General features: G+C 49.6%; 17 protein-coding genes. 2 read left to right on the forward strand and 15 right to left on the reverse strand.

Features of this window, described 5'->3' with window-relative positions:
- Positions 1-19: 19 nt before the first annotated feature.
- From bcsD to AC07OI_RS22530, 5 genes are all read right to left on the reverse strand, one after another.
- Complete coding sequence (gene bcsD, locus AC07OI_RS22510) at positions 20-511, reverse strand: cellulose biosynthesis protein BcsD (protein ID WP_423012812.1); 492 nt, start codon at positions 509-511, stop codon at positions 20-22.
- Between the two features lie 336 nt (positions 512-847).
- Complete coding sequence (bcsQ, locus tag AC07OI_RS22515; protein ID WP_492708804.1) at positions 848-1,615, reverse strand: cellulose biosynthesis protein BcsQ; 768 nt, start codon at positions 1,613-1,615, stop codon at positions 848-850.
- Between the two features lie 43 nt (positions 1,616-1,658).
- Positions 1,659-3,119, reverse strand: coding sequence for a metalloprotease TldD (gene tldD, locus AC07OI_RS22520; RefSeq protein WP_492708806.1), 1,461 nt, complete (start codon positions 3,117-3,119; stop codon positions 1,659-1,661).
- A gap of 150 nt (positions 3,120-3,269) precedes the next feature.
- Complete coding sequence (locus AC07OI_RS22525; protein WP_495258764.1) at positions 3,270-4,064, reverse strand: carbon-nitrogen hydrolase family protein; 795 nt, start codon at positions 4,062-4,064, stop codon at positions 3,270-3,272.
- Between the two features lie 43 nt (positions 4,065-4,107).
- Entirely contained in the window at positions 4,108-8,289 is a 4,182-nt protein-coding gene (locus tag AC07OI_RS22530; RefSeq protein ID WP_495258765.1) for a YhdP family protein, read from the reverse strand.
- Positions 8,290-8,642: 353 nt separating this feature from the next.
- Here AC07OI_RS22530 and glnE point away from each other — a divergent pair, with 353 nt between their 5' ends.
- Positions 8,643-11,372: a bifunctional [glutamate--ammonia ligase]-adenylyl-L-tyrosine phosphorylase/[glutamate--ammonia-ligase] adenylyltransferase gene (gene glnE / locus AC07OI_RS22535; RefSeq protein ID WP_495258766.1), complete on the forward strand. Its 2,730-nt coding sequence runs from the start codon at positions 8,643-8,645 to the stop codon at positions 11,370-11,372.
- Positions 11,373-11,466: 94 nt separating this feature from the next.
- Here the strand turns inward: glnE and AC07OI_RS22540 are convergent, their stop codons facing one another.
- The 5 genes from AC07OI_RS22540 to AC07OI_RS22560 all read right to left on the reverse strand — a co-directional run bounded on the left by AC07OI_RS22540 (position 11,467) and on the right by AC07OI_RS22560 (position 18,515).
- A complete protein-coding gene (locus AC07OI_RS22540) occupies positions 11,467-12,609 on the reverse strand; it encodes an OmpA family protein (RefSeq protein ID WP_495258767.1) in 1,143 nt (380 codons plus the stop codon).
- Between the two features lie 85 nt (positions 12,610-12,694).
- Positions 12,695-15,466, reverse strand: a complete 2,772-nt coding sequence (locus tag AC07OI_RS22545; protein ID WP_495258768.1) for a beta strand repeat-containing protein — start codon at positions 15,464-15,466, stop codon at positions 12,695-12,697.
- A gap of 689 nt (positions 15,467-16,155) precedes the next feature.
- On the reverse strand, positions 16,156-17,202 hold the full coding sequence (gene pbpG / locus AC07OI_RS22550; RefSeq protein WP_492708817.1) for a D-alanyl-D-alanine endopeptidase: 1,047 nt from the start codon (positions 17,200-17,202) through the stop codon (positions 16,156-16,158).
- Between the two features lie 183 nt (positions 17,203-17,385).
- Positions 17,386-18,078 carry a nitroreductase gene (locus AC07OI_RS22555; protein ID WP_492708819.1) on the reverse strand — a complete coding sequence of 231 codons (693 nt, stop codon included), beginning with the start codon at positions 18,076-18,078 and terminating at the stop codon, positions 17,386-17,388.
- A 5-nt stretch (positions 18,079-18,083) separates the two neighbouring features.
- Positions 18,084-18,515 carry an acyl-CoA thioesterase gene (locus AC07OI_RS22560; protein WP_495258769.1) on the reverse strand — a complete coding sequence of 144 codons (432 nt, stop codon included), beginning with the start codon at positions 18,513-18,515 and terminating at the stop codon, positions 18,084-18,086.
- A gap of 358 nt (positions 18,516-18,873) precedes the next feature.
- Here AC07OI_RS22560 and AC07OI_RS22565 point away from each other — a divergent pair, with 358 nt between their 5' ends.
- On the forward strand, positions 18,874-19,431 hold the full coding sequence (locus AC07OI_RS22565; RefSeq protein WP_492708823.1) for a phasin family protein: 558 nt from the start codon (positions 18,874-18,876) through the stop codon (positions 19,429-19,431).
- Between the two features lie 88 nt (positions 19,432-19,519).
- On the opposite strand, the gene AC07OI_RS22570 is transcribed toward AC07OI_RS22565, so the two are convergent.
- From AC07OI_RS22570 to AC07OI_RS22590, 5 genes are all read right to left on the reverse strand, one after another.
- Complete coding sequence (locus AC07OI_RS22570) at positions 19,520-20,968, reverse strand: alpha/beta hydrolase (protein WP_495258770.1); 1,449 nt, start codon at positions 20,966-20,968, stop codon at positions 19,520-19,522.
- A gap of 218 nt (positions 20,969-21,186) precedes the next feature.
- A complete protein-coding gene (locus AC07OI_RS22575; protein WP_492708827.1) occupies positions 21,187-21,912 on the reverse strand; it encodes an ABC transporter ATP-binding protein in 726 nt (241 codons plus the stop codon).
- On the reverse strand, positions 21,912-22,682 hold the full coding sequence (locus AC07OI_RS22580) for an ABC transporter ATP-binding protein (protein WP_423011988.1): 771 nt from the start codon (positions 22,680-22,682) through the stop codon (positions 21,912-21,914). The genes AC07OI_RS22575 and AC07OI_RS22580 overlap by 1 nt, the downstream gene beginning before the upstream one ends.
- Positions 22,683-22,693: 11 nt before the next feature.
- The gene (locus AC07OI_RS22585; RefSeq protein WP_492708829.1) at positions 22,694-23,884 is read right to left on the reverse strand and encodes an ABC transporter permease subunit; all 1,191 of its coding nucleotides are present in this window, start codon (positions 23,882-23,884) and stop codon (positions 22,694-22,696) included.
- 11 nt (positions 23,885-23,895) lie between these two features.
- Positions 23,896-24,825 carry a branched-chain amino acid ABC transporter permease gene (locus AC07OI_RS22590; RefSeq protein ID WP_492708831.1) on the reverse strand — a complete coding sequence of 310 codons (930 nt, stop codon included), beginning with the start codon at positions 24,823-24,825 and terminating at the stop codon, positions 23,896-23,898.
- Positions 24,826-25,092: the final 267 nt, after the last annotated feature.

Genomic DNA, 25,092 nt, shown 5'->3' on the forward strand with positions numbered 1-25,092 from the left:
TTGCAGCGTCACGATCAAATTAACGACGTGTAAAATAAGACGGTTCTTCTGACTGCTTCTTCAAATCAAATACAAATAACTGCCCATCTTCGAAAACCCCGGCACGCTGCGTCAGGCGCAAGGACTTATCCATGCCCAGGCCATCGAACCACTGTGCATAAACACCTTCCAGCAAAGCTGGCGACCAGTCCAGAGCATTTTCGCCGAACGCTACTTTCAGTGGCGAAGCATGATGGGCAACCACCAGAGCATCGGCTTCTTCCACCAGCTCGACCCAGCCCCAGTTCATTTCGGACCAGACCTGATTCATGCACGCTTCCAGCGCTTGCAGACTACTGCCATCATTCACATGAAAACCTGCTGCCATGGTGCGGCCCAACTGGTGCATGAATGCACGCAAATCTCCGGGTTCGCCCTTGGAGGCGAATTCAGCAGAAAATGCTCCCAGGAAAGATCTCCACTGGACTGAGCACTGCTGCTCTTCGTAATAACGAATAGTATTTGTCGACATGCTTATTGCACCTTTGCGTTAACTTTTTCTCTATGGCTACTATCGTGACACGCAAATCATAGAGAGTGTTGATTCGTTGCGACTTTACCACTCGCCTTTATTGCTAGTCCAGCCTATATGAATGGTGAAATGTCAACAATTAATAATAAGACCAAGCATTTATAAAAATTTAATTATTTTGCAAACCATTTTCACAATTGTTGAGCTAAAACGCGCAATTTATTGGTTTTTGCACTAAGCAACACACACTTACCAATGTAGGCAAGCGTGTCCACAAAAAACAGTAATATGGTGATAGAACCTGAAGAATTTCAGCATGCTCACGCAATTGAAATCTCAGCGTCCACCCGTCAACCCGGCCAGCAACCAGTCTATGATTTTTTGTATGCTTAAAGACGCAGGATTGTCCGGCTTGTATTCGAGTACCGGACGCTCATAAGCGAGCGCTTCCTCGACTTGCGGACTTTCCTGGACGATGAAGGGAACCATGCGTTCACCCAACCTGTCGGCAATCAGGGCAACGACATCTTGTGCCAGTTGCCGTTGCGAGCCCTGGTTGACAATATAGGCTGAACCAACGTCAGCCTGACTTCTGTGGCCATAGGTAGAAATCAACTCTTCCATCTCTGGCAAAGTGGAATACGAAGCAGCATCTGCCAGCACCACCACCAGCAAAAAATCTGCCGCATGAATGGCCTGTTTCAGATAGACAGAAGGGCCCGGTGGAGTATCAAGCAAAACGATGGCATTGGCTGGCAATTTTGCCGCCTGCAGTTTCTTGCGCAGCCATGGCTCTTGCTGCTCCAGCATGTCTTCAAAGCGCATGCGCTGTTTTTCGCCGCCATTACCAAAAGGGATGAAGTTCAATCCAAATTGGCTGGTGTAGCAGGCATCCATCAGTTTGGCACGCGCTGCAGTCAATAGGCTGATGCCATTTGTCTCGCCCTGCTCCAGACCACCGAGATGCCATTGCATGGCATTTTGCGGATCGAGATCAATAACGGTGACAGGAAAACCACGCTGCGCCATACCTACACCCAGATTGGCAGTGATCGTGGTCTTGCCAACCCCGCCTTTCGCAGAGACGATGGCAATCACGATCATGCGTGCAACCCCGGCTTGTCAATACATGGCTTGACAGAGGCCATCAGGCAGTTCCCCCAACGGTCAAACCTTCTATGCGCAGACTGGGCTGGCCCACACCTACCGGCAAACTTTGACCTTCCTTACCGCAGACGCCGATCCCGGAATCAAGGCGCAGGTCATTACCTATCATGCTGACATGATTCAAGACTTCAGGGCCATTGCCAATCAGGGTAGCCCCCTTGACCGGATAGGTGAGCTTGCCGTTTTCTATCATATAGGCTTCACTGGCTGAAAATACGAACTTGCCATTCGTTATATCGACCTGGCCACCGCCAAAGTTGACGGCGTAGAGGCCATTTTTTACAGACGCCAGGATTTCTTCAGGGTCCTTGTCACCGGCCAGCATGTAAGTATTCGTCATGCGGGGCATAGGCAGGTGTGCAAAGGATTCACGTCGCGCATTGCCCGTCACCGGCATGTTCATCAGGCGTGCATTCATGGTGTCCTGCATGTAGCCTTTCAGGATACCGTCTTCAATCAATGTCGTGCACTGGGTAGGGTTGCCTTCGTCATCCATATTCAGAGAACCGCGACGATTCAACATCGTGCCATCATCAACAACCGTCACACCTTTGGCAGCCACACGCTGACCTATGCGGCCAGAGAATGTGCTTGAGCCTTTGCGGTTGAAATCCCCTTCCAGGCCATGACCTATCGCTTCATGCAGCAGTACGCCCGGCCAGCCTGGGCCAAGTACCACGGTCATAGGGCCTGCCGGAGCAGGACGTGCTTCCAGATTCACCAGGGCAGACTTCACGGCTTCATCTGCATATTGCTCGAGCAACGCATCAGTGAAATACGAATAATCATAACGGCCACCACCACCGCTGGTGCCCATTTCACGGCGGCCATTTTGTTCTGCGATGACAGTCAGCGAGACACGCACCAAAGGACGGATATCGGCAGCTATTACACCATCACTGCGGGCCACCAGCACCACATCATATTCACCTGCCATGCCCGCCATGACTTGTACTATGCGTGGGTCCTTGGCTCTGGCGATTTTTTCCAATTTTTCCAGCAACTGGACTTTTTGATTGGCGTCCATGGAATGCAATGGGTCATCACGCAAATACAAAGAGCGGCTATCCAGACCTTGCAGGCTGGATGCGACCTGGATTTTGCCAGAACCCTGACGGGCAATAGTACGGGTTGCCTTGGCTGCATCAAACAAGGCTTGCTCGGATATTTCATCAGAGTAAGAGAATGCGGTTTTATCACCAGAGACAGCGCGCACACCTACACCCTGATCGATAGAAAAACTACCTGTCTTGACTATTCCTTCTTCCAGACTCCAGCCTTCATTGCGCGTGAACTGGAAGTACAGATCGGCATAATCCACCTTGTGAGTGAACATACTGGCCAGCACCTTGCTGAGTTTGGCTTCGTCCAGGCCAAAAGGGGTCAGCAAAATATCACGTGCAACAGCGAGGTGGTTTAAAGCGGGTTCAAATGGTGTCATAGAATAAATTATTTATACAGCGAATCAACAGCGCACTTTGGTAGCAAAATTTGTTATCAAAAACAGGCGCACACACTTACATTGTAGAGCATCTGCAGCAATCGCTGGGTTGCATACTCAGGATGCTGTCAGCTTAGGTCTTGCCATCCTTCATAACTTGCGGTGGCGCAATGCTGGCAAACTTTCGCGTATGCTGGCAATCAGGCTTTCATCGATGTCACCGATGACGATGCCCTCACCTTCTTCCAGTACATTGACGACTTTACCCCAGGGATCAATCAGCATGCTATGACCCCAGGTACGGCGACCATTGACATGCTTGCCGCCCTGGCCGCAAGCCAGTACATAGCACTGGTTTTCTATGGCGCGGGCACGCAAGAGTATTTCCCAGTGTGCCTGGCCTGTCGTGTAGGTAAAGGCTGCAGGCACGACGATCAAAGAACTGGTTCCGAGCGCGCGGAACAGTTCAGGGAAGCGCAAGTCATAGCAAATAGAGAGGGCAACCTTACCAAAACCGGCATCAAAGCTGCTGACCTGGTTACCAGCCACAATGGTGCGCGCCTCTTCATACGACTCTTCACCTTTGCTGAATCCAAACAAATGAATCTTGTCATAGCGCGCAATCTGCTCTCCCTGAGGGTTATAGACGAGCGTAGTATTCAAGACCTTGCCTGGCTCATCCGCCTGCAAGGGTATGGTGCCGCCGATGAGCCAGACGCCCAGGCTGCTGGCCATATCGGCCATAAAGGTCTGCAGCGGACCGTCACCGGCTACTTCTGCAATATCTACTTTGTCTGTCTCCTGCAAGCCCATCAAGGGCCAATATTCAGGCAGTAGCAATAATTTCGCGCCAGATGCAGCAGCTTCTTGCAACAAACGTCTGGCAGTTGCTATATTTTCCACCGGACCTGGCGTGGATATCATTTGTATTGCTGCGATCTTCATATCAATCCCCCTATCTTTTATGGTGATGGCATCGTCGAAAGATTCAAGGCCTGCTTGCAGCCTTGATTGCTGACGGGCTGTCACGATTTTCAATTTTAGTCACCGTCGGTTCTTTCCATGAACCGCTGACTTTGTATTCAAAAGTAAATGCCCTGCTCAAAGGTTCCTTTAAAAACAACTGAGCAAGAAAAGTGCCAAGACCGATCACTGGATTCACAGCCAGACCATAGACGACTGAAGCCGTACCTACGTTGACGACAGGTATAACGGTTACATGCAGGTCTTGCGCTTCCCGGACGATATCAGCATTTCCTTCCAGCAGCACAGTCGCATTCACGCCCAGCATCTTCAGGTTATCGGTTTTTGCCACACCCTGCTGTATCTGGGCAATACCTGCTATTGAATCAAAGGCAAAGCCATCAGAAAACACATCACGGAAATCCAGCGTCAGACGACGTGGCAAAGATTGCAGACTGAGTACGCCCAACAGTTTCGCTGCACCTGGGTCCACTTTCAAAAATTGTCCGCTGGCAAGCACCATCTTGACCTGACCACTCATGCTCGGTATATCCATGGCAAAAGGCAGACCATTCCATTGCACTTCCCCTTCCAGCTTACCTTTGCCGCCGCGCAAGACATCGGCAAAACCAAGGCGCTCAAGCAGCTTGCCTGAATTGACTATATCCAGCACATAGTTGAGTTGGGTACGTCCATCGCCACCTTGACTCGCCCATTTACCGGTAGCAGTAAAGTCTGCATCAGGATTTTTCAGCAGCAGCTTATTGATCTGCCATTCGCGGCCGCCGTTCCCTTGGCTGATGATTTGATTCACCGCCTGTAATTCCAGATGGCCCAGCTTTTTATTAAACAATTCAAAGTTTTCAGCAACAATGTCCAGGCCAGGTATCTGGGTCGTGGTATTTTTCCCTTCCAGCAATTCACTGACATCGGCAGCTGCTGACTGCGGGATAATGAGATTACTCAGGCGCGCAGTGACGCTGCCCAAGCCTTGTCCGCCCGTACCATCGCTCCAGCTCAGGTAACCAGCCACCTGATTTGAATGTATGTTGGCCTGCCAGACTTTATTCTGGCGAGAGACACCGACAACGACATTCTCCAGTTGCTTGCCCATGATATGCAATTGCGGCGTTCTGGCCGCCATGGTAGTCGGCTCCAGATAGGGTGCCAGGTCGACTTCTGCACTGTCCCTTTCTACACCTGTTGCATTTGCCTGAGGTACTGCAGCCGTCGTTGACATCAGACGACGCCACTCGTCGATATTCAGGGACTTGAATTCTATATTGGCATTCAAGCCACTATCAGGTTCAGGTGCAGGTGCGTTCACGCCTATGCCGCCGCGCAATACCTGCCAGGGTCCGTTGCCCTGTTTTTGCCGGGAATATCTGGTATTGATAGAACTGCCAAGGCTGACGCGTATTTCATCGCGCAAGGTCTGTGCATCCTGGGCTGCCTGCGGCATCAGCTCAAAGTGCAAAGGCATGGATTCTGCCGTATTCTTTTTCAAAGGAGCAGGGAAACTCAAGGACATGCCTGACAGCGTTGAATCGATAATGATCTCTGGCTGGCGCTTTTTCACATGAATGCTTGCGGTATAACGGCTGGCACCATTGATGCGGTCAGCTACTTTATCTATCATGCTGACGGGTATGATCTTGCGTATACCTTCGGCTGTAACCATGCCATCAAGTTTGACTTTGACGCTATTATCTTTTTGTGAGCCGCCAGTGATCTGTACCGGGCCACCAAGTACCATGCCTTTGAGCATACCCAGATTAACACCCGTTTCATTGAATTCCAGTTTGCCGTTCAAGCCTGCTACCTGTGGGATACCAGGCTGCAAAATCACGTCATTATTGGCGAATTGCAAAATACCAAGAACTTTAGACTCAATCAAATGCTGGAGTGGTAATTGCAGTTTCAATTGCAAGGCAGCCGGCGCTGAGGTTTTGGCTTCTTTCAAAAAATGTCCCAGCCAGCCACTGACCGGGCTGGCACCAACATAGGCCAGCATGTTTTGCAAACTGCCGCTGACCGCACCATCAATATTCAAAATGGCGCCATGCTGGGATAAATCAGGGATAATGGCTTTGACTTTTTTGAGATCCACACCCAGAGTTCTGGCAGTGTCCCCCGTAATTTCCATCCTGGCCTTGTCAAAGACAAAGCCACCCTTGATATCTTCAATGACTGGCCATAGAGGTTTGCCTTCTTCATTCAGGGCTCCGGCAGAAAAATCGAGTTTGGCACCAGCCAGATTGCCTTTGATCAGGAATTCACCCTTATGGGCTTTTTTACCATCCGTGTTATGAAACGGAAAGTAAGCCAAGTCACCGCGCACACGCACACTGACATCATTGGCCTTGCCACCCAGGATGGAATTCAGCAGCCAATGCCGTAAATGCTCTTCTGCACCAGCAGGGATGTAGCGATCCAGTTGCTTCAGGTCAAAGCCGGAAATACTGCCCGTCAAATCAACTTCACCAGGCTGGGCATCAACACCATAACGCATGGACATGATGTGCTTGCCGGACAAAACAGCACGCATACCCTCTTGCTGGGCTTCCATTTTATGTATCTGGAAAACCAGCTTGTCCTGCTCGACAAACTGCCATTGTGCATGCATGTTCAGCCGCGAGAATGGCATAACAGGATCAACAAAATAGCTGGACAGGCGTAAAGACAGGTCTTTTGAATCCAGTATGAAACTGCCACCCTTGTCATTTGCCTCCAGGCTGCCCGACAGGTTTTCAAATCCCGGTATGGCAGGCACGGCAGCTTTTGCAGGTGAAGTTGCCGTCTTTGCCCTGGCCAGTTGTGCTGGCTGCGCCGTCATGGACAAATCGATGAATTGTCCTTTGACGCTATACGATGAGACATCTGGATAAGTCCCCTGCCATCTGGCAGTGAAGTCTTTGAGTTGTCCTTTGGGCGCAAAATCCAGCATCATCTGGCGCTGGTCAGCAGGTAAAGGCAGATGCTCGGCAAAATTTGCCAGGGTCTGCAAATCCAGGGTTTTGGCGTATAACTCTACCTTTTCAGGCTGTCCCTTTTCGCCCGGTGTAAATGTTTCCTTGATAGTGGTCACCGGTAATTGCTGTCCATCGCGGGTGCGCATGGAAAAATTGATGAGCGAGACACTGTGACCAGCCTTCCCCATCAACGCTGCCAAAAATTTGCGTGTTGCCGATTGCGTTTCGCTGGCGACCAGGCGACCACTGACCAGGGCCATGTCCAGTTCCGGTAAATCGGCGCGAAACTTACCTAGCACATCTGCCAGACTCAAGTCTGCAGTCAAGTCAGCCAGCCTGCCCTTGTCAAGATGCAGCCAGGCACGTACCGAGCCATAGGCTTTTTTGACATCTGCCGGGTAATCTATAAAGGCTTTCAGTGCTGCAAGATCAGTACGGCGCAGGTCGGCATAGAGATCGCCAGTCCACAATGAAAAATCTGAAATCTTTTTGGCAAAAACTGGATGCTGGAAATCACCGCGGATATCCAATGGTGCAGACAGGCTGATATCAGGTGTGGCTTTAAGCGCAAACCTGTGGCGGCGCCACTGGTTTTGCAAAAGAAAATCGACATCCGGCAATTTCAGCTCAGTTGCATTGCGCATTTTATCTGTCCAGCGCACAGAACCGTTGCGTATCAATACCTCGTGCTGGGCCAGCACCCAATCCAATCCCTGTCCCTTGCTTTCAGCAGTTGGGTCAATATGAAAACCACCCACATAAATTTTGCCGTCTGCATCCCTTTGTATATCCAGAGCAGGCTTATTGATAACAATACGTTCAAAACGCAAATCCGCGACTGCCAGTGTCCACCAGGACATGGTTGCAGAAACTTCAGGCAATACCAGCGCCTGTCCGCCTTGCTTGTCATGCAGCACGACATTTTCCAGCATTAATTGCGGATTGAGTCCTTGCCAGGATGCATGCAAATTGGCAATCTGTAATTGCCTCCCCAGTGAACTTGAAATTGCCTGCTCTATCTCTGGTTTGTACTTATCGACATTGGGCAACAGTACGTAGCGCAATACCAGCACCAGTATGCAAAACAGGAAATACAATGCAAGTATCAGCCTGAACGTGAAACGCAGGCTCTTGTCGCAGGTCCGCCAGGTAAAGCGACAAAGCCGCCAGAAATGCCCCGGCTTGTTGTCCTCGGCTGCGTTGTTAGCAATGTGTTCTTGATCTGCTTGTGTCATTGCTAATGTTCAATTTATTTGTAAGTAAGACTTGCGCAAAAACCATGCGTTGCAAATAAGCAAGCTTCATTGCTCTTGCGCAAATCCTCACATGCTGGGAAGCATAAGCACAAAACCCCGAAATTTCAAACATACTAACAACTCAATGCACCATCTTCGACTATTTTTTTATTAATTTAGCAATCGTCACATCGATCAGGTATAAGTCCATTGTTTTTAACCGTAATGATTTTTATACTCCCAAGGAGTATAAATTTATTTCCCGTCTGTTGCCTAGCCCTGGCGGCCAATACCACTCTGCCCGCCGCTTATAGCTTAAAATCAATCACAACACTGACCAGAACAGCCCCATTATGACTGCAAGCATCACCATGAACGCCGAAATTCTTCAGGCTTCCCGCTTTTTCAATCATTGCATGGAGGCAGATGCCAGCCGAAATGAGCAGTTGCAGCAAGTTTCTGAATTATCCTTGAGCCCGGCGCATTTTGCGCAGTTTTTACAAAAAGAAATATACGCAGGTGCATCTCTTAACAAAGCCATGCGCCGTTTGCGCAAACTGGTGGTATGCACTCTGATTAAACGCGACTTATGTGGTCAGGCCGATCTGAATGAAGTCATCACCACAATCAGCCTGTTTGCTGATTTTGTCGTACAGCAACATTTGCAAGCCCTGGATATCGAAATGCAGGCCATGCATGGCATCCCCATAGGAGAAGAAAGTGGCAAACAGCAAGCCATGATCGTGCTGGGCATGGGCAAACTGGGTGGCTATGAACTGAACGTTTCTTCTGATATCGATTTGATTTTTTGCTATGCCGAAGATGGCGAAACACAGACGACAGACTCCAGCCAGCGCAGCCTGTCAAATCATGAGTACTTCAGCCGCCTGGGTAAAAAACTCATCGCCGCCATCTCTGAAGTGACTGAAGACGGTTATAGCTTCCGCGTCGATATGGCATTGCGCCCGAATGGCGCATCTGGCCCTCTGGTGGCCAGCTTCAATATGATAGAAGAGTATTTCCTGATACAGGGGCGCGAATGGGAACGCTATGCCTGGGTCAAAGCCAGGGCAATGACAGGCAATGCCGATGATATCGCTGCGTTGGAAAAAATTATCCGCCCCTTCGTTTATCGCCGTTATCTCGATTATGGTGCGATTGATTCCCTGCGCTCCATGCATGCCCAGATCAGGGCTGAAGTAGTACGTCAGGAAACCAAGCATCCCGAGCGTAGCAATAATGTCAAACTGGGTCGGGGTGGTATACGTGAAGTAGAGTTTCTGGCGCAAGTCTTCCAGCTGATACGCGGTGGCCGCGATGCCAGCCTGCGTGAGCGCTCTACCCGCCAGACTTTGCAGACCCTGGCTGAAAAAGGCATCATGGATGCCTCCATCATAGAGAAACTGCTGGACTCCTATACCTTTTTGCGCAATCTGGAACATCGCCTGCAATATCTGGATGATGCCCAGACCCATACCTTCCCTGCCAGGGATGAAGATCAGCAAAGAATTGCACAAATGATGGGTTGTGCCAGCGTTAATGAACTCCTGGATCAGTTGCGCCCGCATCGTGAATTCATCGCCGAACAATTTGATGCCATCTTTCGCGACAAAGCCGAAAACAATAGCGAGAATGAACAGGGTATGCTGGCAGTCAGCCTGTCCAGCCCAGACAGTGACGAATTGATTGCCGCCCATCTGGCAGGGCTGGAATTTTCAGCACAGGATGCGGCGGCATTTAGTCAGAGGCTTGTGGCAACCTGGCAATCCCCCAAGGTGCAATCCTTGTCCGAGGCCAGCCGCATGAAGCTGGTGGCTTTGGTGAACAATGCCCTGAACATTATCGCCAGACAAAACAGCAATCAATTACTGGCCTGGAACCGCCTGCTTGATTTCATGGAGGCCATAGCCCGCCGTGCTGCCTATCTGGCACTGCTGACTGAATATCCACATGCACTGGCGCGGGTAATACGCATGATGGCGGCCTCTGACTGGGCAGCCAAATTCCTGACCCGCCACCCCCTGCTGCTAGATGAGCTGCTGGATGAATCCTCTCTCCATCAACGGCCGGACTGGTCAGTATTCCGCCTGGACTTGCAACAACATCTGGCGCAACACGCAGGCGACACCGAAAGGCAGATGGAAACCCTGCGTGAAATGCACCATGCCATGCAATTTCGCCTGCTGGCGCAAGATCTGGAAGGCCAGCTCAGCGTAGAGCACCTGGCTGATGAGCTCTCGCAACTGGCTGACATCATCGTCGCAGCAGTCTTGCAGTCTGCCTGGCTAACTATCGCCACCCGACACAAAGCGGAACCCAGCTTTGCCGTAATCGCCTATGGCAAACAAGGTGGCAAGGAACTGGGATATGCCTCCGACCTTGATGTGATTTTCCTGTACGAAGATGAAGACCAGGATGCACCTGCCAATTATGCCAAACTGGCGCAGCGCTTCATTACCTGGATGACCTGCCACACCCCTGCGGGTATTTTGTTTGATATTGATATCGCCCTGCGTCCTGACGGTGCCAGTGGCTTGCTGGTTTCTTCAGTCTCTTCCTTTGCCCGGTACCAGGAGAAATCTGCCTGGCTGTGGGAGCATCAGGCACTGACACGGGCCCGCTTTTGTGCAGGCGATACAAATATAGGTGCACAGTTTGAGCAGATACGCGAACAGGTCCTGCGCCAGCAAAGAGACATAGACAAGCTGCGCACTGAAGTTATCAGCATGCGTAAAAAAATGCATGACGCGAATATCAATCGCAGCGACCTGTTTGACCTCAAACAGGATGCGGGCGGCATGATAGATATAGAATTCATCGTGCAATTTCTGGTATTGAAATATGCAAACCAGTATCCGGAATTAACGGCCAACAAAGGCAATATCGCCTTATTAAGACGCTGCGGCGAGCTGGGTTTAATTGACTTGCATCTGGCCAATCAAACTTCAGATGCGTACAGACTATTCCGCAAATTGCAGCATGGAATACGGCTGCAAGGTGAAGACCGCGCCAGGGTGGAAAACGAAAGGGTCAGCAAAGAAGCGGATGCGACAAAAGCTCTATGGGATAGTCTGTTCGCTTAATCTAGCAGAACAAAAAATGACGCTCAGTTTATGTTCTGAACGTCATTTTTTTGCAGTTTTTATAAGAAGGATAAAGATACCTCCTTATTTTCCGCTAGCGACGTGAACCAACAACTTCCACAGTCACTCGACGGTTTTTTGAGCGCCCTTCGCTTGTTTTATTATCAGCGATAGGTTGCGTTTCGCCCTTACCTTCGGTATAGACGCGCGTAGTGTCAATACCTTTGCTCACCAGATAGGCTTTTACAGCTTCGGCACGACGGATAGACAATTTTTGATTATATTCATCACTGCCTACCGAATCAGTGTGACCGACGGTAATCATCACTTCGGTATTCATGCCCTGCAGCTTATTCAACAAATCATCCAGTGCTTGTTTGCCCAGTGGCTTGACAACTGATTTATCAAAGTCAAACAAAGCCTCGGCACTAAAGGTAATTTTTTCAGATACCGGTTGTGGCCTTGGCGGTGGAGGTGAATTTTGCGCGACAGTAACGGGGATGGGATCTTGTTGCATCACAGGTACTGGTGGTACTACATAAGCTACTGGTCTGGCATAGGCTGGCTTGCCAAACTTGTAGACGAGGCTGAAAGAATAAAAATCTACATCACCACGATTATGGACAGCATCGTTGACGCGATATCGTTCTGCTTCACCACGTATTGCCAATGCTTGCGTGAATTTATATTCAAGGCCAACACCGACTTTTGGGTTCAGTTTTTTCTCGGTAGGATTGGGATCTGTTATCGCGAACAGGCGATTGCCGCTGAAATGTGCATTAGCCCTGGTGTAATTTGCACCGACTCGTCCGAGCAAAGAGAAACGCTCAGACAATGGCAACTGCCCCACCAGATCCAGATTAAAACCGCGAAAACCAACTTCACCATTGATAGAGCCTGGTGGCGTGGTAGTTGCATTGAATCCAAACTTACCAAGATCAAAGTAGCCTGCTTCTATGGCAAAGTATCTATTCATTTGCTTGCCCATAAAAAGCTTGAAGGCAGTATCACGCTCGTTTGATCCGAATGTCACCGAACTTGCACCATTGTCCATCAGGCTGCGCACCAGTCTGTCTTTGTCAATACTGGTATTTGCACGACCAGCACCCGCACCTATATACCACGCACTGTCTGCCCAATCCTGATTGGTCCATGGTTCATCAGCTTGTGCCAGTTGACTGACAAGAAGTGCACAAGCGAACAAGTTAAGTGTTACTAATTTTTTTGGCAGCGCCATATTTTTCTCCTGATGAGTTTGCCTGAGTTTATTGAGACGTTTATTGAAAGAGCTCACCATGAACTCTTTCAAAATCCATACGTGTTTAACGAGCGATCACATTATTTTTTAATGTCACTGCACTACCCGACAATACCCGTCCGTTTTGCAGCGTCGCAGTATCACCCATCGTGATGGCTGCGGACTGCCCCATGATGTTCCCCTTGAACACACTGTTTGCACCAAGGGTTGTTGCTGATACAGGCACCCAGAACACGCTGGCTGCCGAAGCACCACCATTCAAAGCAACGATGGAATTCGCAGTCGTGTTTAAAGTAGAGCTACTACGGAACAGATACAGGCCAGGACCATTCATCGTGAAAGTACCGGTAATAGTGATGGCACCGGCATAGCAATACACACCAGGCGTAAAAGTTTGCCCGCCCAGATCAATGCCGCTGGCGGAATTGACAGTACAGGTGCGACTATTCGCATCAACAATGGCGACTTGCAGATCAGCCAATGCGGTGGTCAATATCGCACCAGATTTGTAGTTGCTAAAACCTGCTGTCTGTACCGGATCAACCGTCTGCGATGGCGCACCTACGTCGCCACTTACCAGGGTAATGCCACCAGAATTATTGGTAATCGATGCGCCTGCCAATACAGCAAAGCTGGCTGCACCACCAAGATTGATACTTGCCACTGGCGCTGCTGTTACGGTGAAACTGGTACTTGCTGTCTGCACACCTTGCGTTGCCGTGATATTTGTCACACCTGCAGCAATTGCCGTAGCCTGCCCACTGGACGAGATACTGGCTACACTACCAACACTTGAATTCCAGCTTACCGTGCTGCTGATGTTGTTTGTTGTACCGTTTGAATAAGTGCCGGTCGCCGTAAATTGCTGCAATGATCCAGCAGGTACTGAGCCATTGACTGGCGCAAGCGTAATGCCTGTCAGAGTGACGGCCGGCGTGACTGTTACGCTGGCACTACCCAGCTTGCCAGCAAAACTGGCGGTAATGGCAGCCGTACCGCCAGACAAACCATTGGCGACTCCCGTTGCTGATACCGAGGCAACTGCCGCATTGGCTGAAGCCCAGGTGACAGAATTGCTGATGTTAAGGCTGCTGCCATCTGCAAAGCTGCCCGTAGCGACCAGACTCTGTGCGCCATTGACAGCTATGCTAGGCGAGGCTGGCGTCACCGCGATGGAATTTAAAGTTGCAACCGGCAAAACATTGATCGTCACTGAAGCAGATTTAGTGCCGGATATCGCCACAACAGGTGTAGTTCCAGGAGAGACTGCAGTCACCAGCCCACTTCCATTCACCGTTGCAATCGTACTTGCACCAGAACTCCATGTGATGGAGTTTGTAATATTGGCGGTACTGCCATCCGAATAACTACCCGTTGCCACCAGATTCTGTGTTGCACCAACAAGCAAACTGGCTGGTGGTGCAGCAATAGATATTGAAGTCAAGGCCGGGCTGGATACGACTGTAAGTGTGGCTGTCGCCGATTTCGTATTCAGGCTCGCTGTGATGACTGATGTACCTGCCGTCACACCTGTAGCTACGCCAGTCGACAATATGCTTGCAACCGAACTGCTGCCAGAACTCCAGGTAACCAAATTCGTGACATTGACATTGCTGGCATCAGAGTAAGTACCAATCGCTACGAATGCCTGGGTAGAACCTATCGCCAGATTTGCAGTGACGGGGGTGATCACGATAGAGTTCAGGGTAACAGCAGGTACGACAGTCAATGCGGCAGAACCTGTTTTACCACCCAGCGTTGCTGTTATAAGCGCAGGGCCGGTAGCCACAGCAGTAGCAAGACCGTTTGGCAAGACAGTTGCAACCAGAGGTGAGCTTGTCGCCCAGGTCACGCCATTGCTGATGTTTGCTGTTGTTCCGTCAGAATAACCGCCACTGGCGACAAATTGCTGGGTACTGCCAACTGCAACATTAGCATTAGGTGGTATCACGGTAATAGTAAGCAACACGGCAGAACTGACGTTGATGGTCGTTGTCGTGCTCATGCCATTAAACGTCGCCGTAATGACAGAGGGGCCAGTAGCGATTGCAGTCACCAGACCATTGCTGGCTGCGACAGTCGAGACTGTTGCATTGGCAGGTGTGGCAGAACTGAAGCTGGTCGCCGCAGTCACATTCACGCTGCTGCCATCTGAATATTTAGCCGTAGAAGTCAGCTGTTGCGTCGTGCCTATTTGCATAGCCGGATTAGCGGGCGTCAAAGCAATGGAAAGCAAGCTTGCCGGTGTTACAGTCAGCAATGTTGTTGCCGTCCTTGCGCCAGACACTGCAGTAATGACCGACGATCCGATTGCTACACCTGTCGCCAATCCAGTGCTGCTGATCGTGGCCGATGCAGGCGTTGCCGACGTAAAGCTGGAGATCGCAGTAATGTCAATGGTGGTGCCATCAGAGTAAGTTCCCATCGCCGAGAATTGCTGCTTACCACCGATAGCTAAAGAAGGATTTGCCGGAAGCAGGCTGATCGATTGCAGAGATGCAGGCGACACTGTCACAGTAGCAGAAGCAAGTTTGCCACCGAAGCTAGCGGTGATAATCGCAGATCCACTCACCAGACCTTTGGCAACGCCGGTATCACTGACGACACTAGCTATTGCAGGGCTGCCAGAACTCCACACGGAAGCCGTTGTGACATCACGGGAAACACCATCGGCAAAGGTCGCTGTAGCGACAAATTGTTGCATACCGCCGCTTGCTACTGTGGCAGTTGCCGGACTGACGGTAAGAGTTGACAGAGTGGTCGACGGCAACCCCAAAATCGGATCACGGCCTTGATCACCACCGCCGCAACCGGCAACGAATGATGTGATGAGCATTGCAGAGACGCACGCAAGCGGCCTCAGGTAGCGCTGTAGGATATTCATTTTTGCCTTTTTTTTATCAGGTGAAACCGGTGCCGAGTAATTTCGGTGTGGCCGCAATACGGTGCTTCTTTCTTATTTCGGAAAGCGACCTGAAGTGAAATTGCTAACCAAGATAGGTTTCATTGGTTACGTTGGTTTCACATGTGGGAGGCAGTCTTTATCCGTCCGACTTTGACAGATTGACCAGGCAATTTCTGCTTGAGTAAGGTATCAAGCATCCCTTATCTCTCTTTTCTCCATGTGCGATCTGTGCGATAGCACACAAAAATCCAATTGAATTTTTAATTGTTTTTTAAACAACACATGCGAATGTTTTTACAAAAGGTAAATAGATGACCTGCAGCGATGGACTTGCCTGTGTACACTAATAACAAAACAGAATATTCATACTTATCAACAAAGCCTTCACGTGATGCCAAAAAAGTGAGCTGCGGAAAATCATGCTTGGCAGCTCGTTTGCGAGCATCAAAGCAAGCTGAAAATGTAGGTGCGCCCCGGCGAAGCTGAAATAAGCCTGCGGAAGGCTGCGGAAGTAAGGATGAGTATGGGCGAAAAAATACCCGCTTTTAGCGGGTATCTTAATGAAATCTAAAACGATGCCAGTTTTTACCTCTGGCTATACTTGTTCCTGAGCATGAATTTCATACATGGGGTTTGATTGTCTCCAGCCATTTTTTCATGCGGTCTGCGTCGGCCAGACGTGAATACTTGCCCTTGGAATCGAGGAAAACCATGACGATATTACGGCCTTCGATAATGGCTTGCATAACCAGGCAGCGGCCAGCTTCGGCAATATAACCAGTCTTTTGCAGGCCAATTTCCCATGCAGGGTTAATCACCAGTTTGTTGGAAGTACCGTATTCGAGATTTTTGCCGCCCGGTGCGACGACATATTTTGAATCAGTGGAATACTGTCTGATGACAGGATGCTGATAGGCAGCATTCACCAGTTTGACCAAATCCCGTGCGCTGGCGCGGTTCTGGCTGGAGAGTCCGCTGGAATCAACATAATGCGTGTCCGACATACCCAACTGTTTGGCTTTGGTATTCATGGCTGCGACAAATGCAGGCAAACCACCTGGATAATTGCGCCCCAATGCTGAAGCTGCGCGATTTTCTGAACTCATCAAAGCGATATGCAACATGTCAGAACGCGAGAGTTTGGCACCGATCTTCAACCGGGAACTGGTATTTTTTTCCTTGTCGATGTCATCATTCGTCACTTCTATCTGCTCATCCATGTCCTGGTGAGCCTCCACCACAACCAGGCTGGTCATGAGTTTGGTAATCGAAGCGATAGGCAGGGAAACGTCGGAATTTTTCTCAAACAAGACCTTGGAACTGTCCTGATCAACCACATAGGCCACATTCGATTTCAGATCCAAAGGATCTTGGGTATTTTTCAAGCCTGCACTATCGCCCATACTTGGCCTGTCCGGCACTTCACGCACCAGTGCAACACGTTCAGTAATCACTCTGCGCTTGCCATGTACAAGAACGGTACGCTTGACCACTGTGCCCGATGCGGTATGAATAACAATTTTTTTGTGAGAAGCCGCATGCGTCTTGCCGTGAGTCGCATGTTTTTTGGAAGAATTTTTGTGTGAGTTTGTGGCAGCCAGCACGCTAGCCATTGGCAAGAGCGCGATTAATGAGAAAACCACTGCACATCGGGCAAATTTCACCATTAATGACTCCAGATCAGATATGCCAAAAAGATAGTGCAGTGTAGCAAAATTCGGAAATTCCGCAAGGAAAATAAGGAGTTAGCGAAGCTTATTCATTAGTTGTATTAGACTAAGTTGCAAAAACATTCTGACTTTTAAACAAATTTCACAATTCAGTTTCCATAAAATATTCAATTATCTTTTCTAATCGATAAAACGAGCAAAATCTGATGGACTGGCTCTTTCAGTCACCAGAGTATTTTCAATCTTGCTATGATCCGCATAACCTAATGACATACCGCAGACCAGCATTTCATCTTCAGGCAATCGTAATTGCTGGAAGATAATTTTGTGATACTGGGTAAATGCTGCCTGCGGGCATGTATCAAGGCCACGACCACGTGCGGCGACCATGATACTTTGTAAAAACATGCCGTAGTCCAGCCAGGAGCCTTGCTCCATCACCCGGTCTATCGTGAAGATGAAACCAACAGGCGCATTAAAAAACGCGTAATTGCGGCCATGCTGTGCATGCATACCCATTTTGTTCTCGCGCCCCAGGCCCAGCAACGCATATAAGTCCCACCCCACTTTGCGGCGGCGCTCCAGGTAAGGCGTCACCCATTTGACGGGGTAATAGTTATATTCTTGCTCATGTCCGCCCTGCCCCTCGCTGTTATGCGCCGCCAGGATGGCATTTGACAATGCTTGCAGTTTTTCTCCGGTCAGTACATATACCTTCCATGGCTGGGTATTGCTGCCAGAAGGGGAACGTGCAGCCACTTCCAGTATTTGCTCAATATCTTCACGAGCCACCGGCGTCGGTAAAAACGCGCGAATGGAGCGACGCGACGTGATGGCTTCATCCACCACTTGCTGTGTTATTGAAGTGATCATAGGGGTTATGCCTCTATAGTTTGCAAAAGCTGGCGCATGGCAGCAGGGATGGCCGTTGGACGCCGATTTTCCCTGTCCACATACACATGAACGAAATGCCCCTGGGCAGCCGCACTATCTTCGCCATTCTTGAAAATACCTACTTCATAACGCACGCTGGAATTACCCAACTTGCTGACCGCAACCCCAGCCTCAATAACGTCAGGAAAAGCCACCGACGCCAGATAATTGCACTGGGTTTCTATGACCAGGCCAATGACAGGGCTGTTCTCTATGTCCAGCACCCCATTGGTGATCAGAAACTGATTCACGACCGTATCGAACCAGCTGTAATAAACAACATTATTAACATGCCCATACGCATCATTGTCCATCCAACGTGTGGTAATCGCATGGAAATGCTTAAAGTCTTTTCTGGTTTTTGCTTGTATCGCCATCGTCTGCCCACCCTACTATGATTAGAAAATGAATTGCCCGAGCGCAAGTCTCAGCACGAAAGTCTAACATAGGCAACACACTTCATTTTCTGGTCATAATTGCCATACATAATTGCCTCAGGAAAAATGTTTTCAATGTTTTCATTTTCCTGTTTGTATATTTATTAAAAAGTATTTCCAAATGAATAATTATTATATTGCGACGCACAAATTTATCTTGACTTCATTTTGTGAATCAATAGAATGTAACTTATTGCATCGCACAATTTCATGGTTTATTAATTAAGTCCGCGCTGCAACATTCCACTTAGCAATCGCCAGGTTTCTTGTATTCCACTTTCCTACTTAGGAGACGTCCATGTTTACTGCACCAGAACAAATTTCCGCAGCAACTAAAGCCAATTTCGATGCACAACTTGCTCTGTTCACTACATTGACAGGCAAAGCATTTGAAGGCGTAGAGAAATTCATCGAACTGAATTTGAATGCCGTCAAATCCTCTTTGGAAGAAAGCTCTGCCGCAACCAAGCAATTACTGGCTGCCAAAGACCCACAAGAATTTTTCAATCTGTCCGCAGCCCAGGCACAACCTACTGCTGAAAAAGTACTGGCTTACAGCCGTCACCTGGCAAATATCACTTCCAGCACACAGGCAGAATTTACACATGCTGCTGAAGCACAAATCGCAGAAACCAATCGCAAAGTTTTGTCTTTGATCGATGAAGTATCCAAAAATGCTCCCGCAGGTTCCGAGCAATTTGTTTCTTTCTTCAAAACATCGATAGACAATGCGAACGCCAGTTACGATCACATCAGCAAAACAACCAAGCAAGCTGTTGAAGCGCTCGAAGCTAATCTGAACAATGCGGTCTCGACTGCAACTAAAGCCGCCGCACCAAAAGCTGCAAAGAAATAAGCAAGTATTTTCATCCTTGCCATGCGCTTTTACAGCGCATAAAAACAAAACCCCGCACATATTGCGGGGTTTTTTATTTCATCCGAACTTAAGGTAATGACTGCATTTGTGCAGGAGAATTCTCCCAAGGCAAAGAACGGGTCAGCAAAACATTCAAGAGATTGTCTTGAAAATTGATGTTATTTGTCAGTTGCACATGGTTTTCACACAAGAAAAACCAGTAAGCAATCGGAATAAAACTATCCTCGCTTTGTTCAGCCGACGGATCCAGGGTTTCCCTTGCCAGCAAAGATGGCTTGGTAACCCGGCCATCTCCCGGCTCCAGCATCAGCTCTTCGTACCGCACACCAGCAACTGGTCTGCGTATATGGGCAGGATCCAGTCTGGTCAATAATTGCTCACCCTCTTTTTCCAGCATCAGGCGTGCTGGTGTCAAACTGCAATCGCCACCAAACAAGACATAGCGTATCGGTGTTTCGGGTTCTGGCGTAGACAAAGCCCACATGAAGCGACGGGCACGCTCCAACCGGTAAGCAAAGAAACGCTCCAGATCTTTCTGAGGCATGCCTGACATGGCGGTGTCCTGCCCCTGTATGCGTGCTTGTATTTCAGGATTAAAAAGACTCCAGCGATAACGTTGCCAGGTTGCCATATCGAACAGATTATCGCCAAGGACATTGCCATCCGCATCGATGAGCCAGGTCACCAGAGGATGAGGAAATAACTGGTAACCGCTGGGCATCGTGGCCAGCACCTCAGGCGGAATACGTCCCAGGCCTATCGGCTCTCCACTCAGGAAGGCATGCAAGGAAGAAGCGGAACCAAGATTAGGCGTCCCCAGCAACACCAGCTTGCGTACCCGTGTCGTACCGTATAGCGTTACTTGCTCATGTTCACCGCTGAGTACGTCAGCAATGCCATAGCGCAGATAATAGCGCGCAACCAGTCCCCCCATGCTGTGGGCAACCAGATCAACCCGCAATTGGGGATTGGCGTAATCGCGTCGGACCTGATTGATCAAAGCTTCCAACGCTACTGCATGACCACTGTTATCTTGCCTGAAGTCATAGGGAAACAGGTAATAGCGGCGTTCCCCCTTGCGAACAGGTGTACCTGGCACTCCTTTTACATAACCACCAAATTTTTCCAGGGTACTGATAATGGGGCCATAAATATCCTGACCGAGCACCTTGTCAGCGACATCAAAAGCTTCCAGATCATCAGGCAGTACCTGTAGAGTTAGCGGGTCAAATTTCAAGGCCAGTTGACGATAGTCACCAAACAACACGTCCGTCGCAGATCCGGGCCAGACTTCTTTGCCTGTTCGGCGATTGCGCAACTTTGAGCCAAACAACCCCGGGATGAGAATGACAGGCGTGTTATCGGCAGCCCGGTCACTCAATCTGTAGAGGCGTGATAAATCAGGTCTGGGAGCAGATGCGCAGGACAATAATAAACCACACAATAACAGGCAGTTAAAAATGGGGAAGCATGGGGAGAAACATAAACTAAACAAGCGCTTGAGCTGATTTGACATCTGCTTACTCCTCGCTGGAATCATGCACCCTGTGATGTGACTTTCACTTGCCTTTCCGATTGTAAATGACATCTGCCGCTGCGAGATCGACGAATGATGCTGAGTGAGAAAAAATAGACAAAAAAAATACCTGCAATTACTTGCAGGTATTTGAAATGCCCTGGCACGGCAATGCCATGCAGCGGGCTTACCTTACTTCGTAAATCGCTTAGCTCGTACTAGCCTTCACCCAGGTAAGCTGCCTGGACCTTAGGATCATTCAGCATATCCTTGGCGTTGCCACTCATGGTAATGGCGCCAGAATCCATGACGTAACCACGGTGGGCTGCCTGCAAGGCCAGTTTGGCGTTTTGCTCAACCAGCAGGATGGTGATACCCTGGGCCGACACATTACGCACGACTTCAAAAATCTTCTCCACCATGATAGGTGACAAACCCATGGATGGCTCATCCAGCAACAGCAGGTTGGGGTGGCTCATCAGTGCGCGTGCCATGGCCAGCATCTGTTGCTCACCACCGGACAAGGTACCTGCCAATTGGGCAGCACGTTCTTTCAGTCGTGGGAAAACCGTAAACCATTTTTCCACATCGGCATTGATACCCGCTTTATCGTTACGGATATACGCACCCATCATCAGGTTTTCCAGAATCGTCATGCGAGTAAACACACCACGGCCTTCTGGCACCATGGCCAGATGGTTTTTCACCATCTCGAAGGAATTGACGTTACGGATGGAAGCACCAAGATAAATGATCTCGCCTTCCACTTTGCAAGCGGGCAGCGTGCCGGTGATGGCTTTCAGTGTGGTGGTCTTGCCCGCACCATTGGCGCCAATCAGGGTAATCAATTCGCCCTTGTTGACTTCCAGGTCTATCCCTTTAACGGCCTTGATGCCGCCGTAAGCAACCTTCAGATTGCTTATCTTTAATACGTTCTCAGCCATTAGTGACCACCTCCCAAATACGCTTCAATAACTGCCGGATTTTTCTGTATGTCTGCTGGCAAACCTTCTGCAATTGGCTTGCCGTAATCCAGAACAGTCATCCTGTCACATAATCCCATCATCAATTTGACGTCATGCTCGATCAGCAAAATCGTCTTGCCTTCTGCCTTGATCTTGACCAGCAACTCACGCAGGGCGAGTTTTTCAGTCGCATTCATACCGGCGGCTGGTTCATCCAGCGCCAGCAGTTTTGGATCAGTTGCCAGTGCACGGGCAATTTCCAGGCGGCGTTGATCACCATAAGACAGGAACTTTGACGTGCGGCTGGCAAACTGGCCTATGCCGACGAAATCCAGCAATTCTTGTGCACGCTTACGAATATCCAGTTCCTCTTTGCGCGCAGCAGGATGGCGGAATACCGCACCAAACACGCCCTGATGAGTACGGATGTGGCGGCCTACCATGACGTTTTCCAGAGCAGTCATTTCACCAAACAGGCGGATGTTCTGGAAAGTCCTGGCAATACCAGCCTTGGCCACTTCATGCGGAGCTGATGGCGAGTATGGTTTGCCATCAAGTTCAAAAGTGCCAGTATCAGGCTGGTACAAACCAGTAATGACATTGAAAAAAGTTGTTTTACCTGCGCCGTTCGGGCCTATCAGGCCATAAATCTGGCCTTTCTTGATATTAATGCCGACATTCGACAGCGCCTGCAAGCCGCCAAAACGCTTATTGGCACCTTCGATTTTTAAGATAGTCTGTTCAGTCATCTTGATCTTCCTTAAGCTGCCGCTTCGTTAGTCTTTGCCATACGATCTTCATGCTTCGGTGCAGGCCACAAGCCGGCAGGACGATTAAGCATGATGGCAACCATGGCGAAGCCGTACAACAATTGACGCAATACTTCGGCTTCGATCCAGACTTTACCGAAAATCAGGTTTTGCACTGGTTCAACCACGTGACGCAATACTTCTGGCAAAGCCGCCAGCAATACCGCACCGAGAATAACCCCTGGAATATGACCAATACCGCCCAAGACCACCATTGCCAGAATCACGATGGATTCCATCAGGGAGAAAGACTCTGGTGACACGAAGCCCTGGAAGCTGGCAAACATCGCACCGGAAACACCACCAAAAGAAGCGCCCATGGAGAAGGCCAGCAATTTGACGTTACGGGTATTGATACCCATGGCCTTTGCCGCAATCTCATCTTCACGTATCGCCACCCAGGCACGGCCCAGACGGGAATCTTGCAAACGCAGCGAGACGATAACAATCGCGATACACAGGAACAGGAACAGGAAGTAATACGCATTTACTGAAGGCATGCTCATGCCCAGGAAACGTACTGTCGCATTCGAGCCTTCTTCACCACCCAGCGATACACCAAAGATACGGATAGGATCGATCATGTTGATCCCTTGTGGGCCGTTCGTGAAATTGATCGGTGCATTCATGTTGTTCATGAAAATACGGATAATTTCACCAAAACCCAGGGTCACGATCGCCAGATAATCACCACGCAGTTTCAAGGTTGGCGCACCAAGCAAGGCACCAAACATGCCTGCAATCGCCGCCGCAAATGGCACGATGATCCAGACTGACAAGTGAATACCGTTTTTGGTAATTTCCGGCCCGCACACAGCAACCAGGAACTCACCCACTACCGGGTAATTATTGACGAAAGACTCAAGAATGGTCGCGAACTGCTGCGAGCCAAAAATCGCAGCCAGATAAGCACCAACGGCATAAAAAGCGATATAACCCAGATCCAGCAGACCGGCAAAACCGACCACGATATTCAGTCCCAGCGCCAGCATGATATACAACAGCGCGAAGTCAATAATCCTGACCCAGGAATTACCAAAATTGGCGGCCACGAATGGGAACAAGACCATGACCACGCCCAGCACAGCAAAGCTGGCGTAAGCCTTGGTTGGATTAGCTTTTACATCAAATATGGTTGACATTGATTTTCTCCTTACGCACGGTCAGCAACACGCTCACCCATGATGCCGGATGGACGCAAGGTCAGTACGATGATCAAAACGACGAAAGCAAAAATATCCTGATAGTGACTACCTAACACACCACCAGTCAGGTCACCGATATAACCGGCACCCAGACTTTCAATCAGACCCAGCACGATACCACCTACCATCGCGCCATAAATATTCCCGATACCACCCAGTACCGCTGCCGAGAAGGCTTTCAGGCCAGGTACAAAGCCCATGGCAAACTGTGCGGATGAATAGTTCGCTGCCCACATCACACCAGCAATCGCAGCCAGTGCAGCACCGATGGCGAAGGTAGCAACAATCACCTTGTTGGAATCGACCCCCATCAAACCGGCGACGCGTGGGTTTTCAGCAGTAGCACGCATGGCACGACCCATTTTGGTTTTTTCAACCAGCAAGACCAGGCCAACCATCGCCAGCGTTGCCAGCACCAGCAAGACGATCTGGGTTTGGGAGATCACGGCGCCACCGATTTGTACGGGGATGAAGGACATCACGGATGGGAAAGAGATAGGGCTGCGGCCCCAGATCATCATGGCGAAAGTTTGCACCAGGATGGACACACCGATCGCCGTGATCAGAGGAGCCAGGCGTGGTGCATTCCGTAATCGTCGGTAGGCGACGCGTTCTATCAATAGATTGACTGCGATACAGACCGGAATGGCACCCAGAATCGCGATGATAAGCTTGATGATGCCAGGCAGGTCAGGCGCAACCACTTGCAATACTTTGATGATACTCAGGCCTGCCATCGCACCAACCATCAGTACGTCGCCATGCGCAAAGTTAATCAGATTGAGTACACCATAGACCATGGTGTAACCGAGTGCGACCAGGGCATACATGCTGCCCAGCACCAGACCGTTAATAATTTGTTGGATAAAGGTATCCATATTTTGCTTCTCACTTTAAGAACGAAACGAATTTCTGAAAAAACCAGGAGATGAACTGCTTGCCATCTTGCCACTTGAAAGAATCAAGTAACAACGAACAGGTTTCAGCAAAAATCATTCCTGATAAGGAAAGCGGCACCCTGTCTGGGTGCCGCCGGAATTCGAACGCGCGTTAGCCAAACAGGCGCGTCATCAAAGTAGAAGCAGTAATGGCGTAATTGATACACATAGTAGAACTCTCCTCAGCAACTTTTGGTAAAAGTTTTT

The organism is Undibacterium sp. GW821-FHT07F11 (genome assembly GCF_059418665.1).